At 64.1% G+C, this 22,030-nt stretch carries 18 protein-coding genes; 14 read left to right on the forward strand and 4 right to left on the reverse strand.

Annotation, left to right across the window (positions count from 1 at the left end; genetic code table 11):
• Positions 1-72 precede the first annotated feature (72 nt).
• Genes H9627_RS12440 through H9627_RS12455 form a run of 4 tightly spaced genes read left to right on the forward strand, consistent with a single transcriptional unit; the run spans position 73 to position 5,391 of the window.
• Positions 73-3,015 (forward strand): AMP-binding protein, encoded by a 2,943-nt coding sequence (locus tag H9627_RS12440; protein ID WP_191734359.1) that lies wholly within the window; start codon positions 73-75, stop codon positions 3,013-3,015.
• Positions 3,016-3,825: an enoyl-CoA hydratase/isomerase family protein gene (locus H9627_RS12445; protein WP_191734360.1), complete on the forward strand. Its 810-nt coding sequence runs from the start codon at positions 3,016-3,018 to the stop codon at positions 3,823-3,825.
• Between the two features lie 2 nt (positions 3,826-3,827).
• Positions 3,828-4,688: a 3-hydroxyacyl-CoA dehydrogenase family protein gene (locus tag H9627_RS12450; RefSeq protein ID WP_191734361.1), complete on the forward strand. Its 861-nt coding sequence runs from the start codon at positions 3,828-3,830 to the stop codon at positions 4,686-4,688.
• Entirely contained in the window at positions 4,681-5,391 is a 711-nt protein-coding gene (locus H9627_RS12455; protein ID WP_191734362.1) for an SDR family NAD(P)-dependent oxidoreductase, read from the forward strand. Before H9627_RS12450 ends, H9627_RS12455 begins: the two co-directional genes overlap by 8 nt.
• 2 nt (positions 5,392-5,393) lie before the next feature.
• Here H9627_RS12455 and H9627_RS12460 read toward each other — a convergent pair whose 3' ends face one another.
• A complete protein-coding gene (locus H9627_RS12460; protein ID WP_191734363.1) occupies positions 5,394-6,032 on the reverse strand; it encodes a DUF6474 family protein in 639 nt (212 codons plus the stop codon).
• Positions 6,033-6,138: 106 nt separating this feature from the next.
• Here H9627_RS12460 and H9627_RS12465 point away from each other — a divergent pair, with 106 nt between their 5' ends.
• The gene (locus tag H9627_RS12465; protein ID WP_191734364.1) at positions 6,139-7,659 is read left to right on the forward strand and encodes a TM0106 family RecB-like putative nuclease; all 1,521 of its coding nucleotides are present in this window, start codon (positions 6,139-6,141) and stop codon (positions 7,657-7,659) included.
• On the opposite strand, the gene H9627_RS12470 is transcribed toward H9627_RS12465, so the two are convergent.
• The gene (locus H9627_RS12470) at positions 7,656-7,931 is read right to left on the reverse strand and encodes a hypothetical protein (protein WP_191734365.1); all 276 of its coding nucleotides are present in this window, start codon (positions 7,929-7,931) and stop codon (positions 7,656-7,658) included. The genes H9627_RS12465 and H9627_RS12470 overlap by 4 nt on opposite strands.
• A gap of 147 nt (positions 7,932-8,078) precedes the next feature.
• Between H9627_RS12470 and H9627_RS12475 the strand changes: the two genes are divergently transcribed.
• The 8 genes from H9627_RS12475 to H9627_RS12510 all read left to right on the forward strand — a co-directional run bounded on the left by H9627_RS12475 (position 8,079) and on the right by H9627_RS12510 (position 17,750).
• Positions 8,079-8,462, forward strand: coding sequence for a hypothetical protein (locus H9627_RS12475; RefSeq protein ID WP_191734366.1), 384 nt, complete (start codon positions 8,079-8,081; stop codon positions 8,460-8,462).
• Between the two features lie 241 nt (positions 8,463-8,703).
• Positions 8,704-9,480, forward strand: coding sequence for an IclR family transcriptional regulator (locus H9627_RS12480; RefSeq protein WP_225213840.1), 777 nt, complete (start codon positions 8,704-8,706; stop codon positions 9,478-9,480).
• 174 nt (positions 9,481-9,654) lie between these two features.
• Positions 9,655-11,082, forward strand: a complete 1,428-nt coding sequence (locus H9627_RS12485; protein ID WP_191734367.1) for an MFS transporter — start codon at positions 9,655-9,657, stop codon at positions 11,080-11,082.
• Positions 11,083-11,121: 39 nt separating this feature from the next.
• Positions 11,122-12,201, forward strand: a complete 1,080-nt coding sequence (locus H9627_RS12490) for a Gfo/Idh/MocA family protein (protein WP_191734368.1) — start codon at positions 11,122-11,124, stop codon at positions 12,199-12,201.
• A 28-nt stretch (positions 12,202-12,229) separates the two neighbouring features.
• The gene (locus tag H9627_RS12495; RefSeq protein WP_191734369.1) at positions 12,230-14,269 is read left to right on the forward strand and encodes an FAD-dependent oxidoreductase; all 2,040 of its coding nucleotides are present in this window, start codon (positions 12,230-12,232) and stop codon (positions 14,267-14,269) included.
• A complete protein-coding gene (locus tag H9627_RS12500) occupies positions 14,266-15,090 on the forward strand; it encodes a sugar phosphate isomerase/epimerase family protein (protein WP_191734370.1) in 825 nt (274 codons plus the stop codon). The genes H9627_RS12495 and H9627_RS12500 overlap by 4 nt, the downstream gene beginning before the upstream one ends.
• Positions 15,090-16,871 carry an FAD-dependent oxidoreductase gene (locus H9627_RS12505; RefSeq protein WP_191734371.1) on the forward strand — a complete coding sequence of 594 codons (1,782 nt, stop codon included), beginning with the start codon at positions 15,090-15,092 and terminating at the stop codon, positions 16,869-16,871. The genes H9627_RS12500 and H9627_RS12505 overlap by 1 nt, the downstream gene beginning before the upstream one ends.
• 6 nt (positions 16,872-16,877) lie before the next feature.
• Positions 16,878-17,750, forward strand: a complete 873-nt coding sequence (locus H9627_RS12510; RefSeq protein ID WP_191734372.1) for a shikimate dehydrogenase — start codon at positions 16,878-16,880, stop codon at positions 17,748-17,750.
• A 112-nt stretch (positions 17,751-17,862) separates the two neighbouring features.
• Here H9627_RS12510 and H9627_RS12515 read toward each other — a convergent pair whose 3' ends face one another.
• Positions 17,863-19,440, reverse strand: a complete 1,578-nt coding sequence (locus H9627_RS12515; RefSeq protein WP_191734408.1) for a cupredoxin domain-containing protein — start codon at positions 19,438-19,440, stop codon at positions 17,863-17,865.
• 261 nt (positions 19,441-19,701) lie between these two features.
• Positions 19,702-20,940, reverse strand: coding sequence for an MFS transporter (locus tag H9627_RS12520; protein ID WP_191734373.1), 1,239 nt, complete (start codon positions 20,938-20,940; stop codon positions 19,702-19,704).
• Positions 20,941-21,023: 83 nt separating this feature from the next.
• Between H9627_RS12520 and H9627_RS12525 the strand changes: the two genes are divergently transcribed.
• A complete protein-coding gene (locus tag H9627_RS12525) occupies positions 21,024-21,920 on the forward strand; it encodes a LysR family transcriptional regulator (RefSeq protein ID WP_191734374.1) in 897 nt (298 codons plus the stop codon).
• The last annotated feature ends 110 nt before the right edge of the window (positions 21,921-22,030 follow it).

Below are 22,030 nucleotides of genomic sequence, written 5' to 3' on the forward strand. Positions count from 1 at the left end.
GCAGGCCCCTACAATCCCGCGTCGTAAAGCATCTCCCTTGAGTACCTCCCCAGAGAAACGGATACCAAGACCATGACTGTCGCAACCACCTTCGACATCCTGCTCACCGATGAGGAAAAGCAGAAGAACACCGAGGCCGGGTTCTGGAAGAACCGCCTCCTCATCGATTACTTCGACCAGGCCGCAGCGGCCAACCCGGACAAGCTCTGCACCGTCGAGCAGAATGGTCGCCACACCTACAGGGAGCTTGCCGACGACATCGAGATTGCCGCGCACGCCATGATCGAAGCCGGTGTGGAACCCGGCGATGTGGTGGGCATCCACCTGCCCAACTGGTACGAATGGCTGATCATCCACCTGGCCGCCATGCGCGTCGGCGCGATCACCAACCCGCTCATCCCGATCTACCGCGACCGGGAGATCGGTCACATGGCCCGAACCGCCAAAGTGTCGGTGCTGTTCATCGCCGAAACCTTCCGCCGCTTCAACTACATGGACATGGTGGACCGGCTCCGCGATGAGCTGCCCGACCTGAAGAAGACCGTCGTGGTGCGCGGACAAACCAAGCGCAAGGGTTTCGATCTCTTCGAGGATTTCCTCGAGACCGGACGCACGCGCCGGGAGGAGGCGCCGGTTGATTTCACCGAGCTGCGCCCCGACCCCAACGACCTGGCCCTGATCATGTTCACCTCCGGCACCACCGGCAAGCCCAAGGGTGTCATGCACACCCACAACACCGTGCTCGCCGGCGCGATGCCCTGGCCGGACAAGCTGGGGATGGATGACAGTGATGTCATCCACATGGCCTCCACCTTCGGTCACCTCACCGGTTACCTCTACGGCGTGAGCCTGCCGTTCATGCTCGGTGGCACCGCCGTCATCCAGGATGTCTGGAGCGTGGATTACTTCGTCTACCTGGTGGAGAAGTACCGCATCACCCACACCTCGGGTGCCGCACCGTTCCTCCATGACCTGCTTCATGCGGAGAACCTGCACCACTACGACATGTCCAGCCTCAAGCGGTTCTGCTGCATGGGTGCGCCGATCCCGCGCGTGTTCATCACCCAGGCCAAGGAGAAACTGCCGGGGATGAGTGTCTTCGGTGGCTGGGGCATGACGGAATGCTGCCTGACCACCATGGGGCACCCGGATTACCCGGAGGAGAAGATCGTCAACACCGACGGTCGGGCGCTGGCCGGCATGGAGACCCGCGTGGTCGATGAGGAGGGCAATGAGGTTCCACGTGGAACAGAGGGCCGCCTCCAGGTACGGGGTGCGTTCCTGTTCCGTGGTTACCTCGGCATGCTGGAAGCCACCCGCGCGGAATATGAGGGTGACTGGTTCAACACCGGTGACCTGGCGATCATGGACGATGAGGGGTTCATCTCCCTCTCGGGGCGCGACAAGGATGTCATCATCCGCGGTGGTGAGAACGTTCCCGTCGCCGACCTCGAGAACGCCCTGATCCAGCACCCGGACATCGCAGATGTGGCGGTGGTGGCGATGCCACACGACCGCCTGCAGGAGATCGCCGCTGCGGTGGTGGTCATGGAGCACGGCCGCGAGCCCATCACCATGGAGACCATGAAGGCGCATCTGGAATCCACCAACATCGCCAAGCCGTACTGGCCGGAATACCTCGAGATCAGCGACGAACTTCCCCGCACCCCCTCGGGCAAACCACAGAAGTTCAAGCTGCGTGAGCACCTGGCAGAGGTGGCGGAGAAGCTCAAACAGGATGATATCGACAACGGTATCGTTGCCACCCCGGGACAGATCACCGCCCCGCCGGTACTCACCAACCCCCGCGGTTCCTGGTGGGGCCCGGTCGACACCACCCAGATGGACAGCCTGTTCTCCGTGGAGGAGAAATCCACCGCCCTGAAGGTCCGGCAGTTCGTGGACCGGGAGATCCGCCCCAACATCGCCGAATGGTACAACGCAGGCCACTTCCCCAAGGAGATCATCCCGGAGCTGGGCAAACTCGGCGTGCTGGGCATGTACCTCAAGGGCTTCGACTGCCCGGGCCGCTCCGCCGTGGAATACGGCCTGGCGGCACAGGAACTGGAGGCCGGTGACTCCGGTCTGCGCACCTTCGTCTCCGTCCAGGGTTCGCTGGCAATGGCCGCGATCCGCAAGCACGGATCCCTGGATCAGAAACTCGAATGGCTGCCCCGCATGGCCAGGGGTGAGGCCGTGGGTTGCTTCGGTCTGACCGAACCCACCGCCGGGTCCAACCCCGCGGCGATGAAGACCTTCGCCCGCCAGGAGCCGGGCGGCGACTGGGTTCTCAACGGCACCAAACGCTGGATCGGCCTGGCGAATATCGCCGATGTGGCCATCATCTGGGCCCAGACCGAGGAATTCGGCGACGGCCGCGGGGTCCGCGGTTTCGTGGTCCCCACCGACACCCCGGGCTTCTCCGCCCAGGTCATCGAACCGAAACTGTCCATGCGTGCCTCCGTCCAGTGCGAGATCACCATGGAGGATGTCCGCCTCCCCTACACCGCGATGCTGCCGAAGGACTCCGCCGTGGGTCTGCGCGGACCGTTCTCCTGCCTCAACGAGGCCCGCTACGGAATCGTGTGGGGTGTGCTCGGAGCCGCCCGCGACTCCTTCAACTCGGCACTGGAATACTCCCACCACCGCGAGCAGTTCGGCACCCCGCTGACCCACTTCCAGATCACCCAGACCAAACTGGCGGACATGGCCGTGGCCATCAACAAGGGCTACCACCTGGCGCACCACATCGGACGCCTCAAGGACACCACCGGTGTGACCCCGGAGATGATCTCCACCGGCAAACTGGACAACACCCGCATCGCCATCCAGATCGCTCGCGATGCCCGCGCCATGCTCGGCGGCAACGGCATCTCCATGGACTACTCACCACTACGCCACGCCAACAACCTCGAATCGGTGCGCACCTATGAGGGCACCGACGAGGTCCACCAGCTCACCATCGGCCGGTTCATCACCGGCGTCGGCGCATTCACCGCACAAGGAGCGAAGTAAATGACGAACTCCATTACAGAGCAGAACACCGCCACCGGTTTCGAGGCCATCACCGCGGAGGCCACCGACCGCATCGGTGTCATCACCATCAACCGGCCGGAGAAACGCAATGCGCTGTCCAAGACGGTGCTCGCGGAGATCGGCCGGGTCCTGGATGCCTGGGAGGGGGACCCCGATGTGCAGGCGGTCATCTTCACCGGTGCCGGCGAGAAGGCGTTTGTGGCTGGTGCGGATATCTCCCAGCTGGCCCACTATGACCTCCACTACGGTCTGGCCGCCCATATGCAGAAGCTCTATGACCGGATCGAGGACTACCCCAAGCCGACGATCGCAGCCATCAACGGTGTGGCGCTCGGTGGCGGTCTGGAACTGGCCATGAGCTGTGACATCCGGATTGTCTCCGAGAACGCCAAGGTGGGTCTGCCGGAAGCCACCCTGGGTGTGCTGCCCGGGGCGGGTGGAACCCAGCGGCTGTCGCGCCTGGTGGGCAAGGGCCGTGCGGTGGAGATGATCCTCACCTCCCGTGTCCTGACCGCCCAGCAGGCACTGGATTACGGGCTGGCCACGGAGGTGCACCCACTGGCTGAGCTTGTCGACGCCGCCCGCACCACGGCCGGCACCATCCTGAGCAAGGGACCGCTGGCGGTGCAGCTGGCCAAACTGGTCATCGGCAACGGCGCGGAGACCGATCAGCGCACGGGCCTGCTGCTGGAGCGTCTCGCGCAGACCCTGCTCTACACCACCGAGGACAAGGCAGAGGGCGCGGATGCGTTCCTGAACAAGCGGACACCGGAATTCAAGGGGAATTAAACATGGTCGAGGTACACAAGATCGCCGTCATCGGCTCCGGTGCCATGGGCCGGCAGATCGGCATGGCGGCAGCCGTCGCCGGGTATGACGCGGTGGTGCAGGACATCTCCGCCGAGGCCGTCGAGGCCGCGGAACAGGATATGCGGACCTGGGCCGCCGGCCGGGTGACCAAGGGTCGCATGAGCCAGGAGGATGTGGATGCGGCACTGGGCCGGTTGCGTTTCACCACCGATCAGGCTGACGCGGTGGGCGATGCCGACCTGGTCATCGAGGCTGCCACCGAACGCCTGGACATCAAACGTCAGGTGTTCACCCAGATCGATGAGCTGGCCCCGGAGCATGCGATCCTGGCCACCAACTCCTCCACCTATGGGTCCTCCTCGGTGGCGGATGCCACCAACCGCCCCGAGAAGGTCTGCAATATGCACTTCTTCAACCCCGCGCTGGTGATGAAGGCGGTGGAGGTGGTCCGGCATGAGAAGACCTCCGATGACACCGTCGACAGTGTCATCGCCGTGATCGAGAAGATGGGCAAGCACCCGGTGGTGCTGAACGCGGAGATCCCCGGGTTCATCGCCAACCGCCTCATGGGGGCGGTGCGCACTGAGGCCCTCAACCTGGTGGAGCAGAACATCGCCTCCATCGAGGACATCGACACCGCCGCGAAGTCCGCCCTGGGCCACCCCATGGGCCCGTTCGAGCTCATGGACCTGGTCGGTCTGGATGTCACCTACCTCATCCGCAAGGCCACCTTCGAGCTGACCGGGGATGAATCCGAGGCTCCGCACCCGCTCATCACCGCCAAATACGAGGCGGGGGAGTTGGGCCGCAAGTCGGGCAAGGGCTGGTACACCTATGACTGACGGTCGCCGCGCGGTGGTGGTCGGTGCCGGCGGGATCGGCACGGCGGTGGTGAACCGCCTGCTTGTCGACGCCCCCGTCACCGTCGCCTACCACCGGAACCGCCCCACGGGGCTGGCCCCAGACGTGCCCGTGGTGCAGCTCGACGCCACCGACCCTGCGGGGGTAGACCGGGCGTTCGGTGAGGTCGAGGAGTTCGACACCCTGGTGATCACCACCGGACACCGCCACGAGCTGGACTTCTTCACCCGCCAGGACGCGAGCGCGGCGGAGGAGATCATCGCGGTGGAATTGCTGGGGCCGATGAACCTGGTGCGCGCAGCACTGAAGAGGTTCGGTGATTATGGGCGCATTGTCATCGTGGGATCGGATTCCGGCAAGGCCGGCACCCTGGGTGATGCGGCCTCCTCGGCGGCACGCGCCGGGCTCATGGGATTTGTGCGTTCCATCGCCCGGGAGACGGCGCGCATGGACATCACCATCAATATCGTCAGCCCCGGGCCCACCGACACCCCGCTGCTGACGGACATGCTGGACGGTGACGGACTGACCGCCAAGGTGATGGCCGGGACCGTCAAGGCGGTGCCCAAGGGCAGGAAAGCCACGCCGGAGGAGATCGCGGAGGCGGTGGCCTACTTCACCCACCCGCGGGCTGGCTTCACCACCGGACAGGTGTTGTCCGTGTCCGGTGGGCTGACCATGTAGGTCTAGCGGCCGTCGAGAAGCCGATCCTGGATCTGGTCGCTGACCTGCTGCAGATCGCGCTCGATGGACTGGTGCGCCCGGTTGCGCTGCTGTGGGGTCATGTATTCGGCGTTGTCCACCGCGGCGTCGAGTTCCTTCAGGCGCTCATCCGCATCGCGGACGAAACCCTGCGGCAGGTCGGACTTGCGGGCCACCTCGCGCACACCGGCGATGCGCGCCTTCAGTGGGGCGCCATGGCCCGGGTACTTCGCCAGCTGCTCACCGGTCACACCGGAACGCTGCGCACGGTTCTGCACAATCTGGTCGCGGATCTGGGTGGAGGCCCGGTAGACGAGCGGCAGCAGGATGGGGGTGAGCATGCGGGCGGTGCCACCCCACCGCTTCACCGTGTCGGAGTTGAACTTGCCGGCCTTCTTCTCCTCCAGGATCTTCTTGGCCAACTTCAACTCATGCTTGCGGCGCGCCTTGAGTCCCTCCTTCTCCGCCTTGAGCAGATTCCGCTCCTGCTGGGCGATGAGCTTCTCCCGCTTGAGATCCAACTTGGCCTTATTCCTGGCCTCAGCCTTCACCTTGGCCTCGGCGGCTTTGATCTCCGCCTTGGTCTTCGCCCGGGAGGAACGGATCTTCTCGAAGATACCCATGTGCTTTCAACTCTTTCGTGTGCCGGATGATAATCCACTTTTCGATTCAACTTTACCTACGAATGTGCAATAAGCTCGTGGCATCACGGGAAGGTGATGGAGAAGAATGCGAAGTGAGAGACTCACACCGGGGGACCTGGTGGGGTGCCGGTACCGGCAGGTGCAACGCCTGCGCTTCCCCGGCATCGGTCCCCTGGAGGCATCGGTGCAGCGTAAGGCACGTCGGGATGCCGGTGTGGCGGAGGTCTACTCCAGGCTCCCCATCCCCCCGAAGAAGCGCGGCCGGGTGCCCTTTGAACGCCTGAACCTGGACCCGGATGAGGAACTGGCCGAATTCCACACCCTCGAGGCGATCGCGGCCGGGGCGAACCTGATCACCGGTGCGGTGTTCGCCGGGGAGTGGGACGGGGTGGCCTGGGAGACGGTCGCCGACATCCTGGTCCGCAACCCGGATGGCACCTACCTGCCGGTGATGGTGAGCAACCACCGCGTGGCCAGGCCCTCACCCCACGGGCAGATGCAGGCGATCGCCACCGCCCGGCTGGGACTCGGTGCGGCGGTGCCGGTCAAGGCGAATCTGCGCCACCACACCATCGACGGCTACCGCCTGGCGTTAGCCATCCGGGGGTTGGAGGAGGCGGGGGCAGTGGGCGTCGACAAGCACGGTGCGGTGATCGGGCAGGACCGTGACCGCGCCTACCTCCTTGACGTGACGCGCTACGCCCCGGCCGCGGAGCGGGCGCTGCTGGCACCCCCGCCGACCGGCCCGCGCCGCGTCAAGGAATGCGCGAACTGCCGGTTCTGGGGTGAATGCGAACCCGAACTGCAGCGTGTCGACGAGATCAGCCTCTTCCTCCCGGGCGACCGCGCGGCCCCCTACCGCGAGCGCGGCATCGCCACCACTCAGGCGCTTATCGACGCCCACCTCGGCGACATCTCCCACATCGCCGCAGCCTGGCGCGCCGACATCCCGGTGCTCCGTCGCGTGCGCGACACCACCGCCCCGCGTTTTGACGTGGAGATCGACGTCGATGTGGAGGCCTATCTCGACCTCGGCGCCTACCTGTGGGGCGCCTTCGACGGCCATGACTACCACCCGTTTGTCATCTGGTCGGGCCTGGGCGAGGCAGCGGAGGGCGAGAATTTTGCTGCGTTCTGGCGGTGGCTCATGGCGCGCCGGGACAAAGCCCGCCAGCACGGACAGACCTTCGCGGCATTCTGCTACGCCAGCAACGGCGAGAACCACTGGATGCTGTCGTCGGCGCGGCGTTTCCACGGCGTGGTCGACGGTGTCCCGGATGAAGAGGAAGTGCGCCGGTTCATCAGCTCCGACCAGTGGGTGGACATGTTCGCCGTGGCCCGCAGCCAACTCGTCGGCCCCGGCGGACTCGGCCTGAAACAACTGGCACCCGCCGCCGGATTCCACTGGGAGGAAGAAGACTTCGCCGGCGAGGACAGCCTGCACGCCTTCCTGGTGGCGGCGACGGGAACTGAGGGGGAAGCGGAAGCAGCACGTGCCCAGCTGCTCAGCTACAACGGCGACGACTGCCGCGCCACCGCCGCCGTACGACACTGGCTGCGACAGGGCGCTAGGTCAGCCCCGGTGCTGGGTTCCGGGAGCGCTTAGGCGTTGAGCATGGCCAACACCTCCTGCTCATAGTCGGCCAGGCTGGCATCCATCATCCGATACCCCTCGCAGCCATCGGACGGGGTCTGGAAATCATTGGACAACTCACGGATCCGGGCGAGCTTGCTCCTGACATCATCCTGTTGGGGTGCCTGGAGCTGGTTGTCGACCTCGTGGAACAGGGTCTTCACCTCTGCGAGGTGCGGATGGTTCGGGCCGTGGACGCGGGCAACCAGGTCAACCAACTTGGCGGTCTGGGCTGAGATACTCATGATATTTCCTTTCGGGTTGTGTTCTTTAACCTTCAACTTATGGGGGATCCCGCGGGCCTTCCTTGACCTGCGTCAAGGAACGGGGAAATGAGTATCACCAGTGGCTTTACTGGGGGTTCGGGTGCGTGGCGCGGGTAGGGTCGTGGCATGAGCAGACAGTGGATCTTCATCACCTACTTCATCCTGGAACAGGGGGATGAGGAGGCCGCCTACGAGACCTACCGCGGGCGGATCCGGCGGCTCACCGCGCTGGAAGGCGTTTCGGTGATCTCTGTGTCCCGGGGATTGCGACAGGACGATAAAGGGACACGGTGGGAGTCCCTTGCGGCGCAGTACCAGATTGAGCACGATGGCGAATCCCCTGCCAATCACGTTCTATGCAAAGTGCTGACCAGTGTGGAGCTTGAGGAGACCGCCGATTTCGAACAGGTGGGGGAGGCGCTGGTCATGGATGATCCTTACGTTCCTGTTGACCGTTATCCCAGCTGCGTTGAGGCCATCGAACAGTTCGATCCTGCCTCCCCGCATTAACCCAGAGATCCTGTTCCCAGAGACCACTTTGACTAACCCAGAGATCACTACTCCTTTCGGGGAACAGGATCTCTGGGTTAGCTCCCGCGCCGTAGGCAGGTCAGCTTCCCCTGTCCGGTAACGCCACCGCGAAAGGGCACACCCGCGGCCGGACGTCATGGCACAATGACGGTCGGATAATGCCCGTTGCATGGTTCTCATGCGGGTTGAGCAGCACAAAGAGGGACAGGTGGGGTAGGAGATGGCCAATTCTCGATCAGGTGAATCCGTCCTCCAGCGGACGGTGCGTATCCTGAAGGCTTTTGATGTTGACCATCCCCGGCTCAGTGCGGCTGAGATCTGCCGGCGCACGGGGTTGCCTCAGTCCACTGCGCATCGGCTTGCCAATGAAATGTGTGATGTCGGGCTTCTGCAGAGACTGCAGGAGGGCGATTTCATCGTCAGTCCCACCGCATGGGAGATGTTTGTGCGCAGTAATCCCCTGGAACGGCTCCGGTTCCGTGCCCAGCCGGTGATGGAAAGCGTCCACAACACCCTGCGGCACTACGTCAGCCTGACGACACCTGATTTTGAACAACGGAGCATCCTCTACATCGAGCGGTTCAACTCGCGCAGTGATGCCAGCATCCTCGGTCGCCATGCCAGCCGTCTCGACTTACACACCACATCATCAGGGCTGGTCATGCTGGCATTCGCCCGGGATTCCATCGTGGATCAGGTGCTCTCCGTCCCCCTCAAGGATTCCATCACCGGGGTGATCATCGACCCGGGTGAGATCAGGGCGATGCTCCCGGGTATCAGGAAGAAGGGGTATACGCATATCGTCGGTGGACTGGTCGCGGAGAACACCTCCATGGCAGTACCCATCTTTGATGCTCGTGGCATTGTCATCGCCGCGCTGGGGGTGGTGGCGAAAACCGCGGAATGTGATCACGAATCGGTTATTTCCACCCTGCGTGTAGCGGGGCGGAATCTCAGCCTGAGCTTGGGTGATGTGCCCGACATTCCCACCTTCTGACGGGAGCCACACGGGTCATCAGACATCATGTTCGCAGTGTGCACATCCCCCCGCCTTCCCATTGAATGGGTGAAAGCGGGATCACGTTTTTCTCTATTTTATGCTTCACATCACACAAAGTCGTGATCTCCCAACAAGATCACTTTCACCCTTTTGAAGGAGACCACCGTGGATATGACACGCAAGCTGAACCCGCCAGGCAACGCCTACGAGAGCAACACCGTAGGCTCCTCCGCCGCCCTCCTGGAAAGGCCGGTTGTGGAAACCACTGAAGCCCCCGAAGCGGGCAAGTCGCCTAAGAAGGCCGCCATGGCCTCCCTGCTCGGATCGACACTCGAATACTATGATTTCGTCATCTACGGCACCGCCTCGGCACTGCTGTTCAGTCAGATCTTCTTCCCCGAGGGTAACCCCGCAGTGGCCACCATCGCATCCCTCGCCTCCTTCGGCGTGGCCTACATTGCCCGCCCCATCGGCGGTCTGGTGATGGGACATGTCGGTGACCGGATCAGCCGCAAGACAGCCCTGATGATCACCCTGCTGATCATGGGTGCGGCATCCATCGCCATCGGCCTGCTGCCCACCTACGGCATGATCGGCATCTGGGCCACCGTCCTGCTCTTCGTCTGCCGAGTCGCCCAGGGCTTCTCCGCAGGTGCAGAATCAGCGGGTGCCTCCACACTGACGATGGAACACTCCCCCGAGGGGCGTCGTGGCCTGTTCACCAGCTCAGTGATGGTGGGATGTGCCGCCGGTAATGTGCTCGCCGGATTGGTGTTCATTCCCTTCCTCATGCTGCCCGAGGAGCACCTCATGACATGGGGCTGGCGTGTGCCGTTCCTCCTGTCCGCAGTTGTTCTCCTGGTGGCCTACTTCATCCGTACCCGACTCGAAGAGCCTGAGGTGCTGAAAGAGGCCATCGAGGAAACCTCACCCACGGATGCCGCCGTTCACCAGGCACCGGCCATCGCCGTGCTCCAGACCCAGGGCATCGACGTACTGAAGGTCTTCTTCATCACCTTCTTCTCCGTCGTCCAGACCATCTTCAATGTCTATGCCCTGGCCTACGCCACGGGGGAGATGGGCATCGAACGCTCGCTCATGGTCACGGTCAACACCCTCGCAATGGGCCTGTCGCTCTTTACCATCCCCCTGGCCGCCTGGGTCTCAGACAAGGTGGGACGTCGTCCGGTTCTGCTCTTCAGTGCGGTTGGTTCAGGAATCACCACCTTCTTCTACTTCCAGGCCATCAGCGAAGTGAATGTTCCACTGATCTTCCTGTTCTGCATCCTCAACCAGGGCCTGTTCTATGCCTGCTGGAATGGTGTCTGGACCATCTTCTTCCCGGAGATGTTCGCAGCTCCGGTCCGCTACACCGGAATGGCCATGGGCAACCAGCTGGGACTCATCGTGGTGGGATTCGCCCCATCCATCGCCACCGCCCTTCACCTCCAGGGGGGATGGATCGCCGTGGTGCTCTTCGTCCTCGCAGCTCTGACCATCGCGTCCGTGACCATCCTGACCTGCCGGGAAACGGCCTTCACGCCGATGAAGGACCTGGGCAGGAAACGTCCGAACACCTTCGTCCCCACCAACCAGTAATTCATCATCATTTTTCACACCAAGGAGAACATCGTCCACATGGCTACCACCTGGCGCGTCGGAATCATCGGCTGCGGAGCTATTTCCCGCAACCACATCGAGGCATTCAACACCATCGAGGGAGCAGAGGTCACCATCGTCTGTGATGTTGATGCGGATCGTGCGGCCCACACCGCGGACACCTACGGTATCCCGGCCCACACCACCTCCGTGGAGGAACTACTCGCCCACGGCGTTGATATTGTCTCCGTCTGCACCCCACACCCCACCCATGAGGAGGTTGTTCTGGCGGCAGCGGCAGCCGGTGTCCACGTTGTGTGCGAAAAGCCCATTGCCATCCAGCTGAGTTCCGCTGAGCGCATGGTCGCGGCCTGCCGGGAGGCGGGGGTCAAACTGGGTGTGTTGTTCCAGCGTCGTTTCTGGTCCGCCGCCCAGGAGATGAAGAACAGTTTCATCGAGGGCCGGCTGGGTACTCCCGTGCTGGGGCAGTGCAATGTTATCCTCCACCGCGATACCTCCTACTATTCCGCCACCCCGTGGCGTGGTACCTGGGACAGCGACGGTGGCGGTGTGCTGATGACCCAGGCGATCCATTACATCGATCTGCTGCAGTGGGTTCTCGGTGAGCCTGAGGAGGTGTTCGGTCACATCGCCACCTTCAAGCACGGTGAGCATATCGAGGTGGAGGATTCCGCAGTGGCCACGGTCCGTTTCGCCTCCGGCGCACTGGCGACAATCCAGGCGTCCACTGCCGTGAACCCCTCGCTGGGCGCGCAGGTTCAGGTCACCGGTTCCAGCGGAGCCACCATGACCCTGCTCGAATTCCCGGAGGGGACCGAAGGCCGGTTGACCGTCCGTGCCGCCGAGGGCCACATCGATGCCACGCAGTCCTACCCGGCCGGGGTGGATCCCAATGTGGACCTGGGTTCGATCAATGGGGCTCTCATCCCGTACCACGTGGCCCAGATCGCCGACTTCATCGATGCCCTCCACGAGGATCGTGAGCCCGCCGTCAACGGTGAGGATGCCACCCGTGCCCTCCGGGTGCTGCTGGGCATCTATGAATCCGCCTCCTCCGGGGTCCCTGTCCGTCTCGGCAATTCGGTGTCGACCGCTTAAGTCGACCGGTTACATCAAAGGAGTAGTAATGAACCATTCTCTTCCTGGTTCGCCCGAGCTGGTGACCGTCGACAAGCCCCTCGAGCTGGGACGGCACGGCCGGCCCACCCTGCGGCTGAAGAACCGCATCGTCACCAGTCCGATGGAGCGCAACTACGGCACCTCGGACGGACGCCCGACGGAACAGTACCTGGATTATCTCCGCGCCCGCGCGGTGGCCGGTGCCGGTCTGATCACCACCGAGGCGACCTTCGTGCGTGAAGACGGCCGGGGCCGCACCCACCAACTCGGCCTGCACACCGACGCCGTGATCGCATCCCACCGCCGTCTCACCGATGAGCTGCATGCGGCAGGTGCCCTCGTGGCCGTGGAACTCAACCACGGTGGCCGCACCGCCCAGGCTGAGGTATCCGGCCACCCGAGCGTCGCTCCGTCCCCCATCCCCTGCGCCGTCGCAGGTGGGGAGATGCCGCGGGAGCTGACCACCGCGCAGTGCCGGGAGCTTGTCGACGCGTTCGCCGAGGCCGCCCGACGCGCCGTCGACGCCGGTTACGACGTCATCAACCTGCACGGTGGACACGGCTACCTGATCCATCAGTTCATGTCCCCGCGCACCAACCAGCGCAGCGACGAATACGCGGTACCGGAGCGCTTCGCCAACGAGGTCATCGCGGCGGTGCGCCGGGCCGCACCCACCATCATTCTCGGGATCCGCATCTCCGTCGTGGAGGGTGTGGAGGACGGACTCGATGCTGAGACCACCCGTGAGATCGTGGGCCGGCTCGATCTCGACCAGTTGGACTTCCTCGATCTGTCAGCAGGCAGCTATGAGGCGGGCGAATGGATTGTGCAGTCGGGTGAATGGTCCCGGGGTTTCCTCGCGGACCTCGCCGCGAGCTACCGCGACCTGGGTCTGCCCATCGGGATGGCCGGCAGGCTCAACACCGTCGATGCCGTCAAACGCGTGCTGGCCGAGGGCACCTGCGACTTCGTGTCGCTGGGTCGGGCGGTCCATGCAGATCCCGATTTCATCGGTGGACTGCTGCACGGACACCGCTTCCGCCCCTGCATCGCCTGCAACGTGTGCATCGACAACCTCGGGGTCGGGCAGGTCACCTGCACCGTCAACCCGCAGGTCGGGCGATCACGGGTGCCGGTGGCTACCGGCGACGTCACCGGGCGTCGTATAGCAGTCGTTGGGGCCGGACCCTCCGGGTTGACGGCCGCCCTGGAACTGTCCCGCGCCGGGGCGGAGGTGACCATCTACGAGGCCTCCGACCACATCGGCGGTGACCTTGCCTTCGCCTCCACCATGCGCTCCACCCCGGAATTCCCCGGTTTCATGACCTGGATGCAGGAGGAGATCGAGGCCTACGGCATGGATCTGCGTCTGGATTCACGGATCTCGCCCGAGGACCTCGCGGATACTCCCGCCGATGGGATCGTCCTGGCTACCGGCGGCATCCCGCAGGACCCGGGTTTTGACACCGGGGCCGAGCAGACCATCCAGATCCGGGAATGGCTGAAGGCCAATCCGGATGCCCTCGGGAGCAACCCCCCGGAGCAGGTAACCATCTGGGGATCGGACTCCGTGGCCATGAGCGTGGCGGACACCCTGGCCAGCCGGGGAACCAAGGTCCTGCTCATCGGCGATCAGGAGACGATCGCTCCCGAGGCGGGGAGGCGGGCCAAGATCCTCGCGGTCCCGCGCCTGCAGGAAGCACCCAATGTGACCATCGTGCTGTCCTCCCGCGTGATCAGTATCGACGACGGGGAGATCACCATTGTCGGCCCCGACGGGGAGTACGTACTGCCCACCGCAGGCCCCGTGCTGGTCAGCCGCTCCACCCGCCCGCTGAACCCGGCGGTGGTTCCCTCAGGCCGGGAAGCGGCCATGAGCAGGGCAGCCGGAAAACCGGTGGTGCTCGCCGGAACCGTCGTCGAAACCGCCGCCCCGATCGTGTCCACAGCCACCAAGAGCGGTTACGACGCCGCCCAGCGCCTGGCCCACCGCATCTGCCACCCCACCCAGATTCTCGACCCACTCACCACCGGAGTTCTCTCATGATCAGAAATATCGGGCTCGCACCCCTCTCGGCCCTCACCACCCCATCCGATGAACTCATCCGGATGGCTGCCAACGCTGGTTTTTCCTTCGTCGGCCTGCGGGTTCTTGCCGTCACCCCGGACGAACCACACTATGACCTGGCGCCCGGTTCACCACTGCTGAACCGCACGCTCCGTGCTCTGGACGAGACCGGCCTGCATGTGGTGGATACCGAATTCCTCCAGGTCAATGCCCACACCGATCGCGACACCTGGTTGCCAGCCCTCGAGGCAGCCGGAGCCCTGGGTGCCACCCGTTTCACCGTGGCAGCCGGGGATGAGAACCTGTCACGGCTCACCGACACCCTGGGTTCCCTGGTTGCCGACGCCGCCGAGTTCGGGGTGATCCCGGCACTGGAACCCATCACCTACCGCAGCGTCCATTCCATTCCCCAGGCGGTTGCCATCGCCGAGGCCACCGGTGTCCGGGTGCTTGCGGACACCCTGCACATGGCCCGCTTCGGCGCGACACTCGATGAACTGCACATGGCTGCCGACTTCATCGACATGATCCAGTTGTGCGACAGCCCCCTGCAGGCTCCGGCGGAAACCGAGGGGCTCATCTATGAATCCCGCGCGGCACGTCTCGCGCCGGGGGATGGAGAACAGCCGCTGGCTGATTTCGTCGCAGCCCTGCCCGAGGACACCCTGATCAGCGTGGAGGTTCCCAACGACGCTGAACTGACCCTGCGTGGCCCCCAGAACTGGATCAACCACCTGTACAACACCACCCGAGCAATGCTGGAACAGCCTGCTCTCATTCCCGTAGGAGGACGGAAATAATGTCAGCAGTCAACCAGGTCCGTAATTATGATGTCGTCGTTGTCGGCTCAGGCGCCGGAGGTCTGGCCGCGGCGGTCACCGCTGCCCACCACGGTTGCCGGGTCGCCGTGGTGGAAAAGGCACCCGTCCTGGGTGGTGCCACGTCCTGGTCCGGTGGGTGGGCCTGGACTCCAGGGACGAGCTTCGCCAAGAAGGACGGCGTGATCGAGGAGAAGGACCAGTTCCGGACCTATCTCAAATCAGTGATCGGGGAGCGTTATCAGGCTGAGAACGTTGATGCCTTCCTGGATGCGGCACCTGAAATGGTGGATTTCTTCGAGAATAACACCCAGTTGCAGTTCACTCCCGGCGCAGCCATCAACGATATCTACGGCAATCTCCCGGGTGCTGGAACCGGGCACCGCTCCGTCGGGCCGAAACCGATCAACGGGCGCAAAATCCGTAAAGAGGTGCGGGAAAAACTACGACATCAGTATTATGAGACCTCCTTCCTCGGGATGGGCATCATGGCGGGACCGGACCTGATGAAGTTCCTGTCCGCCTCCCAGTTCAGCCCGAGTGGCTGGGTGCATGCCGCCCGCCGGTTCCTGGTCCACCTGTGGGATCTGGCCATCCACCGACGCAACATGCAGATGGTTAACGGCGTCGCACTCACCGGCCGTCTGGCTGCCTCCGCCGATGACCTGGGCGTGGAGCTGCTCACCAGCACCGAGGCGCTGTCCCTGGACACCGACCCCGAGACCGGCCGGATCACGGGCGTGCGGGTCCGTGGCGCTGACGGGGTGGAACTGCTCACCGCCACCCGCGGTGTTGTGCTGGCCACCGGCGGCTTCCCCAACAACGTTGAACTGCGCAAGGACCTGTTCCCACGCACCCCCACCGGCCAGGAACACTGGACTCTCTCACCTGCTGAAACCGTGGGTGATGGATTGACGATGGCCCAGGAGGTCGGTGCCGCATTCGAGAAGGATCTGGCATCCCCAGCGGCCTGGTGCCCGGTGTCCAGGGTGCCCTTCCTCAATGGCAAGACCGGTACCTTCCCCCACATCATGGACCGTGCCAAGCCCGGTTCCATCGGGGTGGTGTCCACAGGAAAACGCTTTGTCAACGAGGCCAACGGCTACCACGACTACGTCACCGCGATGATCGAAGCCGCACCGGAAGGCGAACCGGTTGAATCCTGGCAGATTGCTGATTCCACCTTCGTGCGCAAATACCCACTGGGTATGGCGAAACCACTGCCGGTTCCCCTCACCCCCTACCTGCGCAGTGGATACCTGATCAAGGGTGACACCATCGAGGAACTCGCGGAGAAGTGCGGCATTGATCCCGCGGGACTCGCCCAGACCGTCCGTGACTTCAACAACAACGCCAAGAAGGGCATCGACCCGGAGTTCCACCGCGGGGAAACCCCCTTCAACCGTTATGGAGGGGACAAGAAAACCGCCCCCAACCCGTCGCTGGCTCCGATTGAAAAAGGTCCCTTCTACGCGGTCAAGGTGCTCCCCGGCAGCTTCGGTACCTTCGCCGGAATCGCCGCAGATGGTCGCTCCCGTGTGCTGAGGGAGGACAAGACACCGATCGAGGGTCTCTACACCGCGGGTAATGACCGGGCATCCATCATGGGTGGTTTCTACCCTGCCGGAGGTATCAACCTGGGACCGGCCCTGACCTTTGGTTATATTGCCGGATGTGAGCTGGCGGGCGTGTCGGAGGACGCCGGTGCCGGTTTGGCCGAGTTTGAGAATGCTGCTGTGTCCGCTGCATCCCGTGAGGGCTGAGCGGATATGCCACGCGATAGCCTTCTCCTGGGGCTGATCGGGCAGGGTCTTACTCTCTCCCGCACGCCGGCGCTCCACGAGGCCGAGGGGCTGGCGAACGGGAGGGCCACGGTGTATCGACGTCTGGACACCCTCACTGACCCGCTCCGGGGCAAGAGCTTGGCGGAGATCCTCGATGCCGCACGGATCACAGGATTCAACGGGCTCAATATCACCCACCCCTATAAACAGGAGGTGCTGCCCCTGCTGGATGGGGTCTCCGACCAGGCTGCACAGCTTGGTTCGGTCAACACCGTTGTGATCTCCCCCGAGGGCCGGTTGACGGGTTACAACACCGACACGTCCGGTTTTGCTCGTGGCCTGGAGGAGGGGCTGGGCGGTGTGCCCATGGCAACCGCTGTCCAGGTGGGTGCCGGTGGCGTGGGCAATGCCGTGGCCTATGCGCTGGCCACCCACGGTGTGGAGCACCTGTATGTTGCCGACCTGGAACCCGCGAGGGCGCAGGCGCTTGCGGAGTCCATCAATGAGATCGTCGGGAGAAAGGCGGTGGAAGGAATCGGACTGGACGGCATCGAGGAGACCATCGCCGGTGCCTCCGGCGTGGTCAATGCCACCCCGATGGGTACGCTCCACCACCCGGGAACCGCATTCGACACCTCATGCCTGACACCTGATCACTGGGTTGCGGATGTTGTCTACATGCCGGTCGAGACACAATTGCTGGCCGACGCCAGGGCCCGCGGATGCCGCACCCTGGATGGCACCCGGATGGCTGTCTACCAGGCAGTGGATGCCTTCGAGTTGTTCACCGGCATCGCCCCATCCCCGGAGCGGATGCGGCAGACCTTCCTCTCTCTGGGGTTGGCTTCCGCGCAGTAGCCAGGTCAGCCGTCTTAACCCCGAGATCCTGTTCCCAGAAACCACTCTGATTAACCCAGAGATCACTACTCCTTTCGGGGAACAGGATCTCTGGGTTAATGAATCGGTCAGGTCAGCTCCCGGCTACCACCATCAGGTCCATTCCCTGGGCGCGGTGGCCGGCGATGGTGCACCACCCCTCCATTTCCGCGGTGATCGGCCCAACCGTGATGGTGACCTCCTCACCGGGGGCCACGCGCCCGGTCTGCGCACCGTTGGCGAATTTCAGATCATGCACCATGTCATCGGTGTTAACCAGCGTGACCTCCAGGGACTTCCCGGCAGGCACCTCGATCACATCGGGTGCGAAAACCATGTTGCCTGCATCAATCGTCACGGCGTGCACGTCCCCGTCGGTCACTGGTGCAACCTCTCCACCACCGGTTGTGCCCAGCCCGCCAAATGCCGCCAGCACGAGGGCCAGCACGGCAATACCGGCGGTGACCTGGTTATATCTGGGGGTGGTGAGCGGTTCCACGGGGTCGCGCTTCTTCATCAGCACTCCACGCTGCGCCTTCACCGCGCTGCGCATCAGTGGCACGAACACCACCAGCGCGCCTATGGAGAGCAGCGATGCCACCACCCGCAGCCAGCTGTTGTCGGTGAGCAGCCAGATCGCCAGGCCACCGTTGAGAAGCGTCCACCGGAACAACCCCGCGCGCCCGAGTTCATAGGTGCCGGTGCGCACCGCGGCGGGCCCACCGCCGATGGTGGACGGCAGCAGGTGACTCATCACGCCGATGAGCAGCTGCGCGCCGAAACCGATGAGCACGGCGGTCGTCGGCAGGCTGATCTGGAACAGCTCACCATGATGCGCGATCGCCTCGGCGATCAGGTACACCAGCGCCCCCAGCAGCCACAGTGGTGCGGTGCCCACCGCCGACGCGCTGAAGCCGACGCGGTCACGGGGCTCCGCCAGCACGCTTATCGACGCCCTCCCCCACGCCCCCATGGGTACCACCCACGCCACCGCATACAGCCCCAGCCCGCCTGCGGCGACATACCCGTTGTCCGACAGAGCGCCACCCAGGATCACCGGCAGCGCGATGATCATCAACCCCACCGAATACCTCGTGACATCAAAGGGCAGGCGGGTGCGCCACACCGCGGCATAGAGCACGGACAGTGAACCCAGCGCCGCGAATCCCAGGAATCCCAGGATGTTGGCCACGGTGTGGGCCAGCAGGACCCGCTCCTGCCAGGTCCCGGGGAGTTCCGCGGCCAGGAACCCGCCGGCCAGTGCACCCAGTGGCAGGCAGCAGGCACTGGCCACATAGGCCACCACGGCAGGGGCGTAGGGCTGACCGCGTTTGGCTGCCAGAAACTGCCCTGCCAGCGAGAAGGCATGCCAGACCAGCGCGCCACTGACGATGCCCGCACCGATGCTCGTGATCACCCAGTGCCGGTCCCACACATCAGTGAGCAACTGACCCAGGATGGTAATGATGACACCGGCGTTGAGCACCCACACCTTGCGCAACTGCCAGGGTCGTTTCTCATCCGGGATGCGGTGGTGGAGGAATTTTTCCGTGAAGTGCTGCGACCACACCACGATTGAGTTGGTGATCGCCCCCAGGGTGAACAGGTGGATGAGCACCCAGCGGTATTCGGGGAGGATCGGGTGGATGATGCCCGCCACAATCAGGGCGATGAACCAGTAGGTGACGGGTTTGCTGGCACGGCGGTGCCAGGACCGGCTTGTCCACTTCTGGGTGGTGGTCTCACTCATGGGTCAAGACTAACCCCATTATTAGTACGGTCAAAGCAGTTCAAAATCACGTTCACCAACCCCGACACCGGTACTGATGTCGTGGTCGGGGAGCCCACACACATAACCCCGAGATCCTGTCCCCAGAAAGCAGTACTGATCTCTGGGTTAACTAACGCGGTTTCTGGGGACAGGATCTCGGGGTTAAGTGGTGGCTGGAGCGGTGGCGCTGGCGGGCACGGAACGCTCCACCCGGGCCAGCCTCGCCAGCATCACTGTCACAGCCAACAGCACCACAAGGATCCCCGTCAGGTAGCCAACAAAAACCCACCAGCTGGCGTGGGTGAAGATGAAGCCTGAGAACCAGCCCACCGCGGAGGAGCCCACGTAGTAACAGAAGAGGTACATGCTGGAGGCCTCGGCACGGTCGCGGGTGGCAATCAGCCCGATCCACCCCGAGGCGGAGGAGTGCAGGGCGAAGAAGGCCGCGGTGAAGGCGAACAGTGCGATCATGGTGACCCACAGGTTGTCCACCGCCATGGCGAGCATGCTCACGATCATGGTGATTGCGAGGAAGATCACGGTCGGGCCGTTGCCCAGGCGCTGTCGCAACGTCCCGGCCCGCGCGGAACTCCAGGTGCCGGACAGGTACATCAGGAACACCGCGCCCACCAGCACCTCGCTGAGCCCGAACTGGTCGATCATGCGGAAGCCCAGGTAGTTGTACAGGGAGACGAAGGTGCCCATCGCCAGGAAGGCGGTGATGAACAGCAGTGCCAGGCGGGGGTTGCGCCAGTGGCCGGTCATCGCGGACAGTTCATAGCGCAGGGTGATCTTCTTCGGACGGAACAGTTTCTGCTTTGGCAGCAGCACCACCATGATCACGGTGAACACCAGCGTGGCAGCCGAGGCGCCGAACAGGGCGAACTGCCAGTGCGTGACTTCCAGCAGTCCGGCCGGTATGAGGCGTCCCATCAGCCCGCCGACGGTGTTGCCGGCGATGTAGATGCCCATGGCATGGCCCAGGTCGCGTGGGTGGAGTTCCTCACTCAGCCAGGTCATCGCCACCGCGGGGGCGCCGGCCAGCATGGCGCCCTGCAGTCCGCGCAGGGCGATGAGCGTGGTGATGCCCGGTGCGAACGGGATGATCAGCCCCAGCACCGCGGCCAGGGCCAGGGAGGTGATGAGCACGCGTCCGCGTCCGAATTTCTCCGACAGGATCGATGCCGGGACGATGCACAGCGCCAGCATGCCGGTGGTTGCGGAGACGGTCAGTGCGGATTCGACGGGGGTGATGCCGAGGTCGGCGGTCATCGTGGGCAGCAGCGCCTGGGTGCAGTAGAGCGAGTTGAAGGTGGCCAGGCCGGCGGCGAGCATGGCCAACACTGCGCGCAGGTAGGTGCGGGATCCGCGTTCGATACCCCGGTACTCGTCGGTGTCCATGGCACCATCTTCGACGAGCGGCGGTGATTAGTAAAATGTCACAAATAGCTGTTTTCCATGCGTTTTCTGCATAAGCTGCCACCATGAGAATCGATGATCTCCGCCTTTTCATCGAAGTTGCCGAGTCCGGGCACCTCACGGAGACGGCGGATCGGCTGGGTATTCCGCAGCCGACACTGTCGCGCCGGATGGCGCGCGTCGAAAAGCACGTGGGCACGCCGCTGTTCGAGCGCGCCGGGCGCAGGCTCCACCTCAACCCCCGCGGGCAGGCGTTCCTGCCACACGCGCGGCGCATCACCGCCGAGCTGGAGATGGCGATCACGCAGGTCAAGCGCCTGATGGATCCGGAGCTGGGCACGATCCGCCTGGATTTCATGCATTCGCTGGGCACGTGGATGGTCCCGGAGCTGATCCGCACCTTCCGCACCGACCACCCGCGCGTGGAGTTCGAGCTGCACCAGGGTCCGGCCAATGAGCTGGTTGCCCGCGTGCTTGACGACGCCGCCGACCTCGCCCTCGTGGGACCGAGGCCCGCGGAGGTCGACGCCGGTCTGGGGTGGGCGCCCCTGCTGCGCCAGCGCCTCGCGCTTGCCGTGCCCGAGGGGCACCGCCTCGACGGTGAGGGACCGGTCGATCTGCGGGAGGCGGCCGGGGAGCCCTTCGTGGCGATGCTGCCGGGTTTCGGTACCCGCCTGCTTCTCGACGCCCTCGCCACCGCCTCCGGTATCACCCCCGACATCGTCTTCGAATCCATGGAACTGACCACAGTATCCGGCCTGGTCAGCGCCGGTCTGGGGGTGGGCGTGCTGCCCATGGGTGATCCACACCTGCCCACCGTCGGCGTGAAACTGCGGCCCCTGGAACCTGCGACCCACCGCGAACTCGGCCTGGTGTGGCGGGCGGATTCCGGGCCCGCCCCGGCGGTGGAGGTGTTCCGGGATTTCGTGGCCCGGTCCCGGTTTGCTGTTTCACATCCCTGATCACGCTGCTAGGGTCTAACGGGAATGCCACAGGGGGGACATAAATTCATCAGGCCCGGGCAAAACGCACCGGGGTGTTTTTCCCGTGACGCCCCCCGGATGCAGTGAGG

It is taken from the genome of Corynebacterium gallinarum, assembly GCF_014837045.1.
In the GTDB taxonomy this organism is placed as follows: Bacteria; Actinomycetota; Actinomycetes; order Mycobacteriales; family Mycobacteriaceae; genus Corynebacterium; species Corynebacterium gallinarum.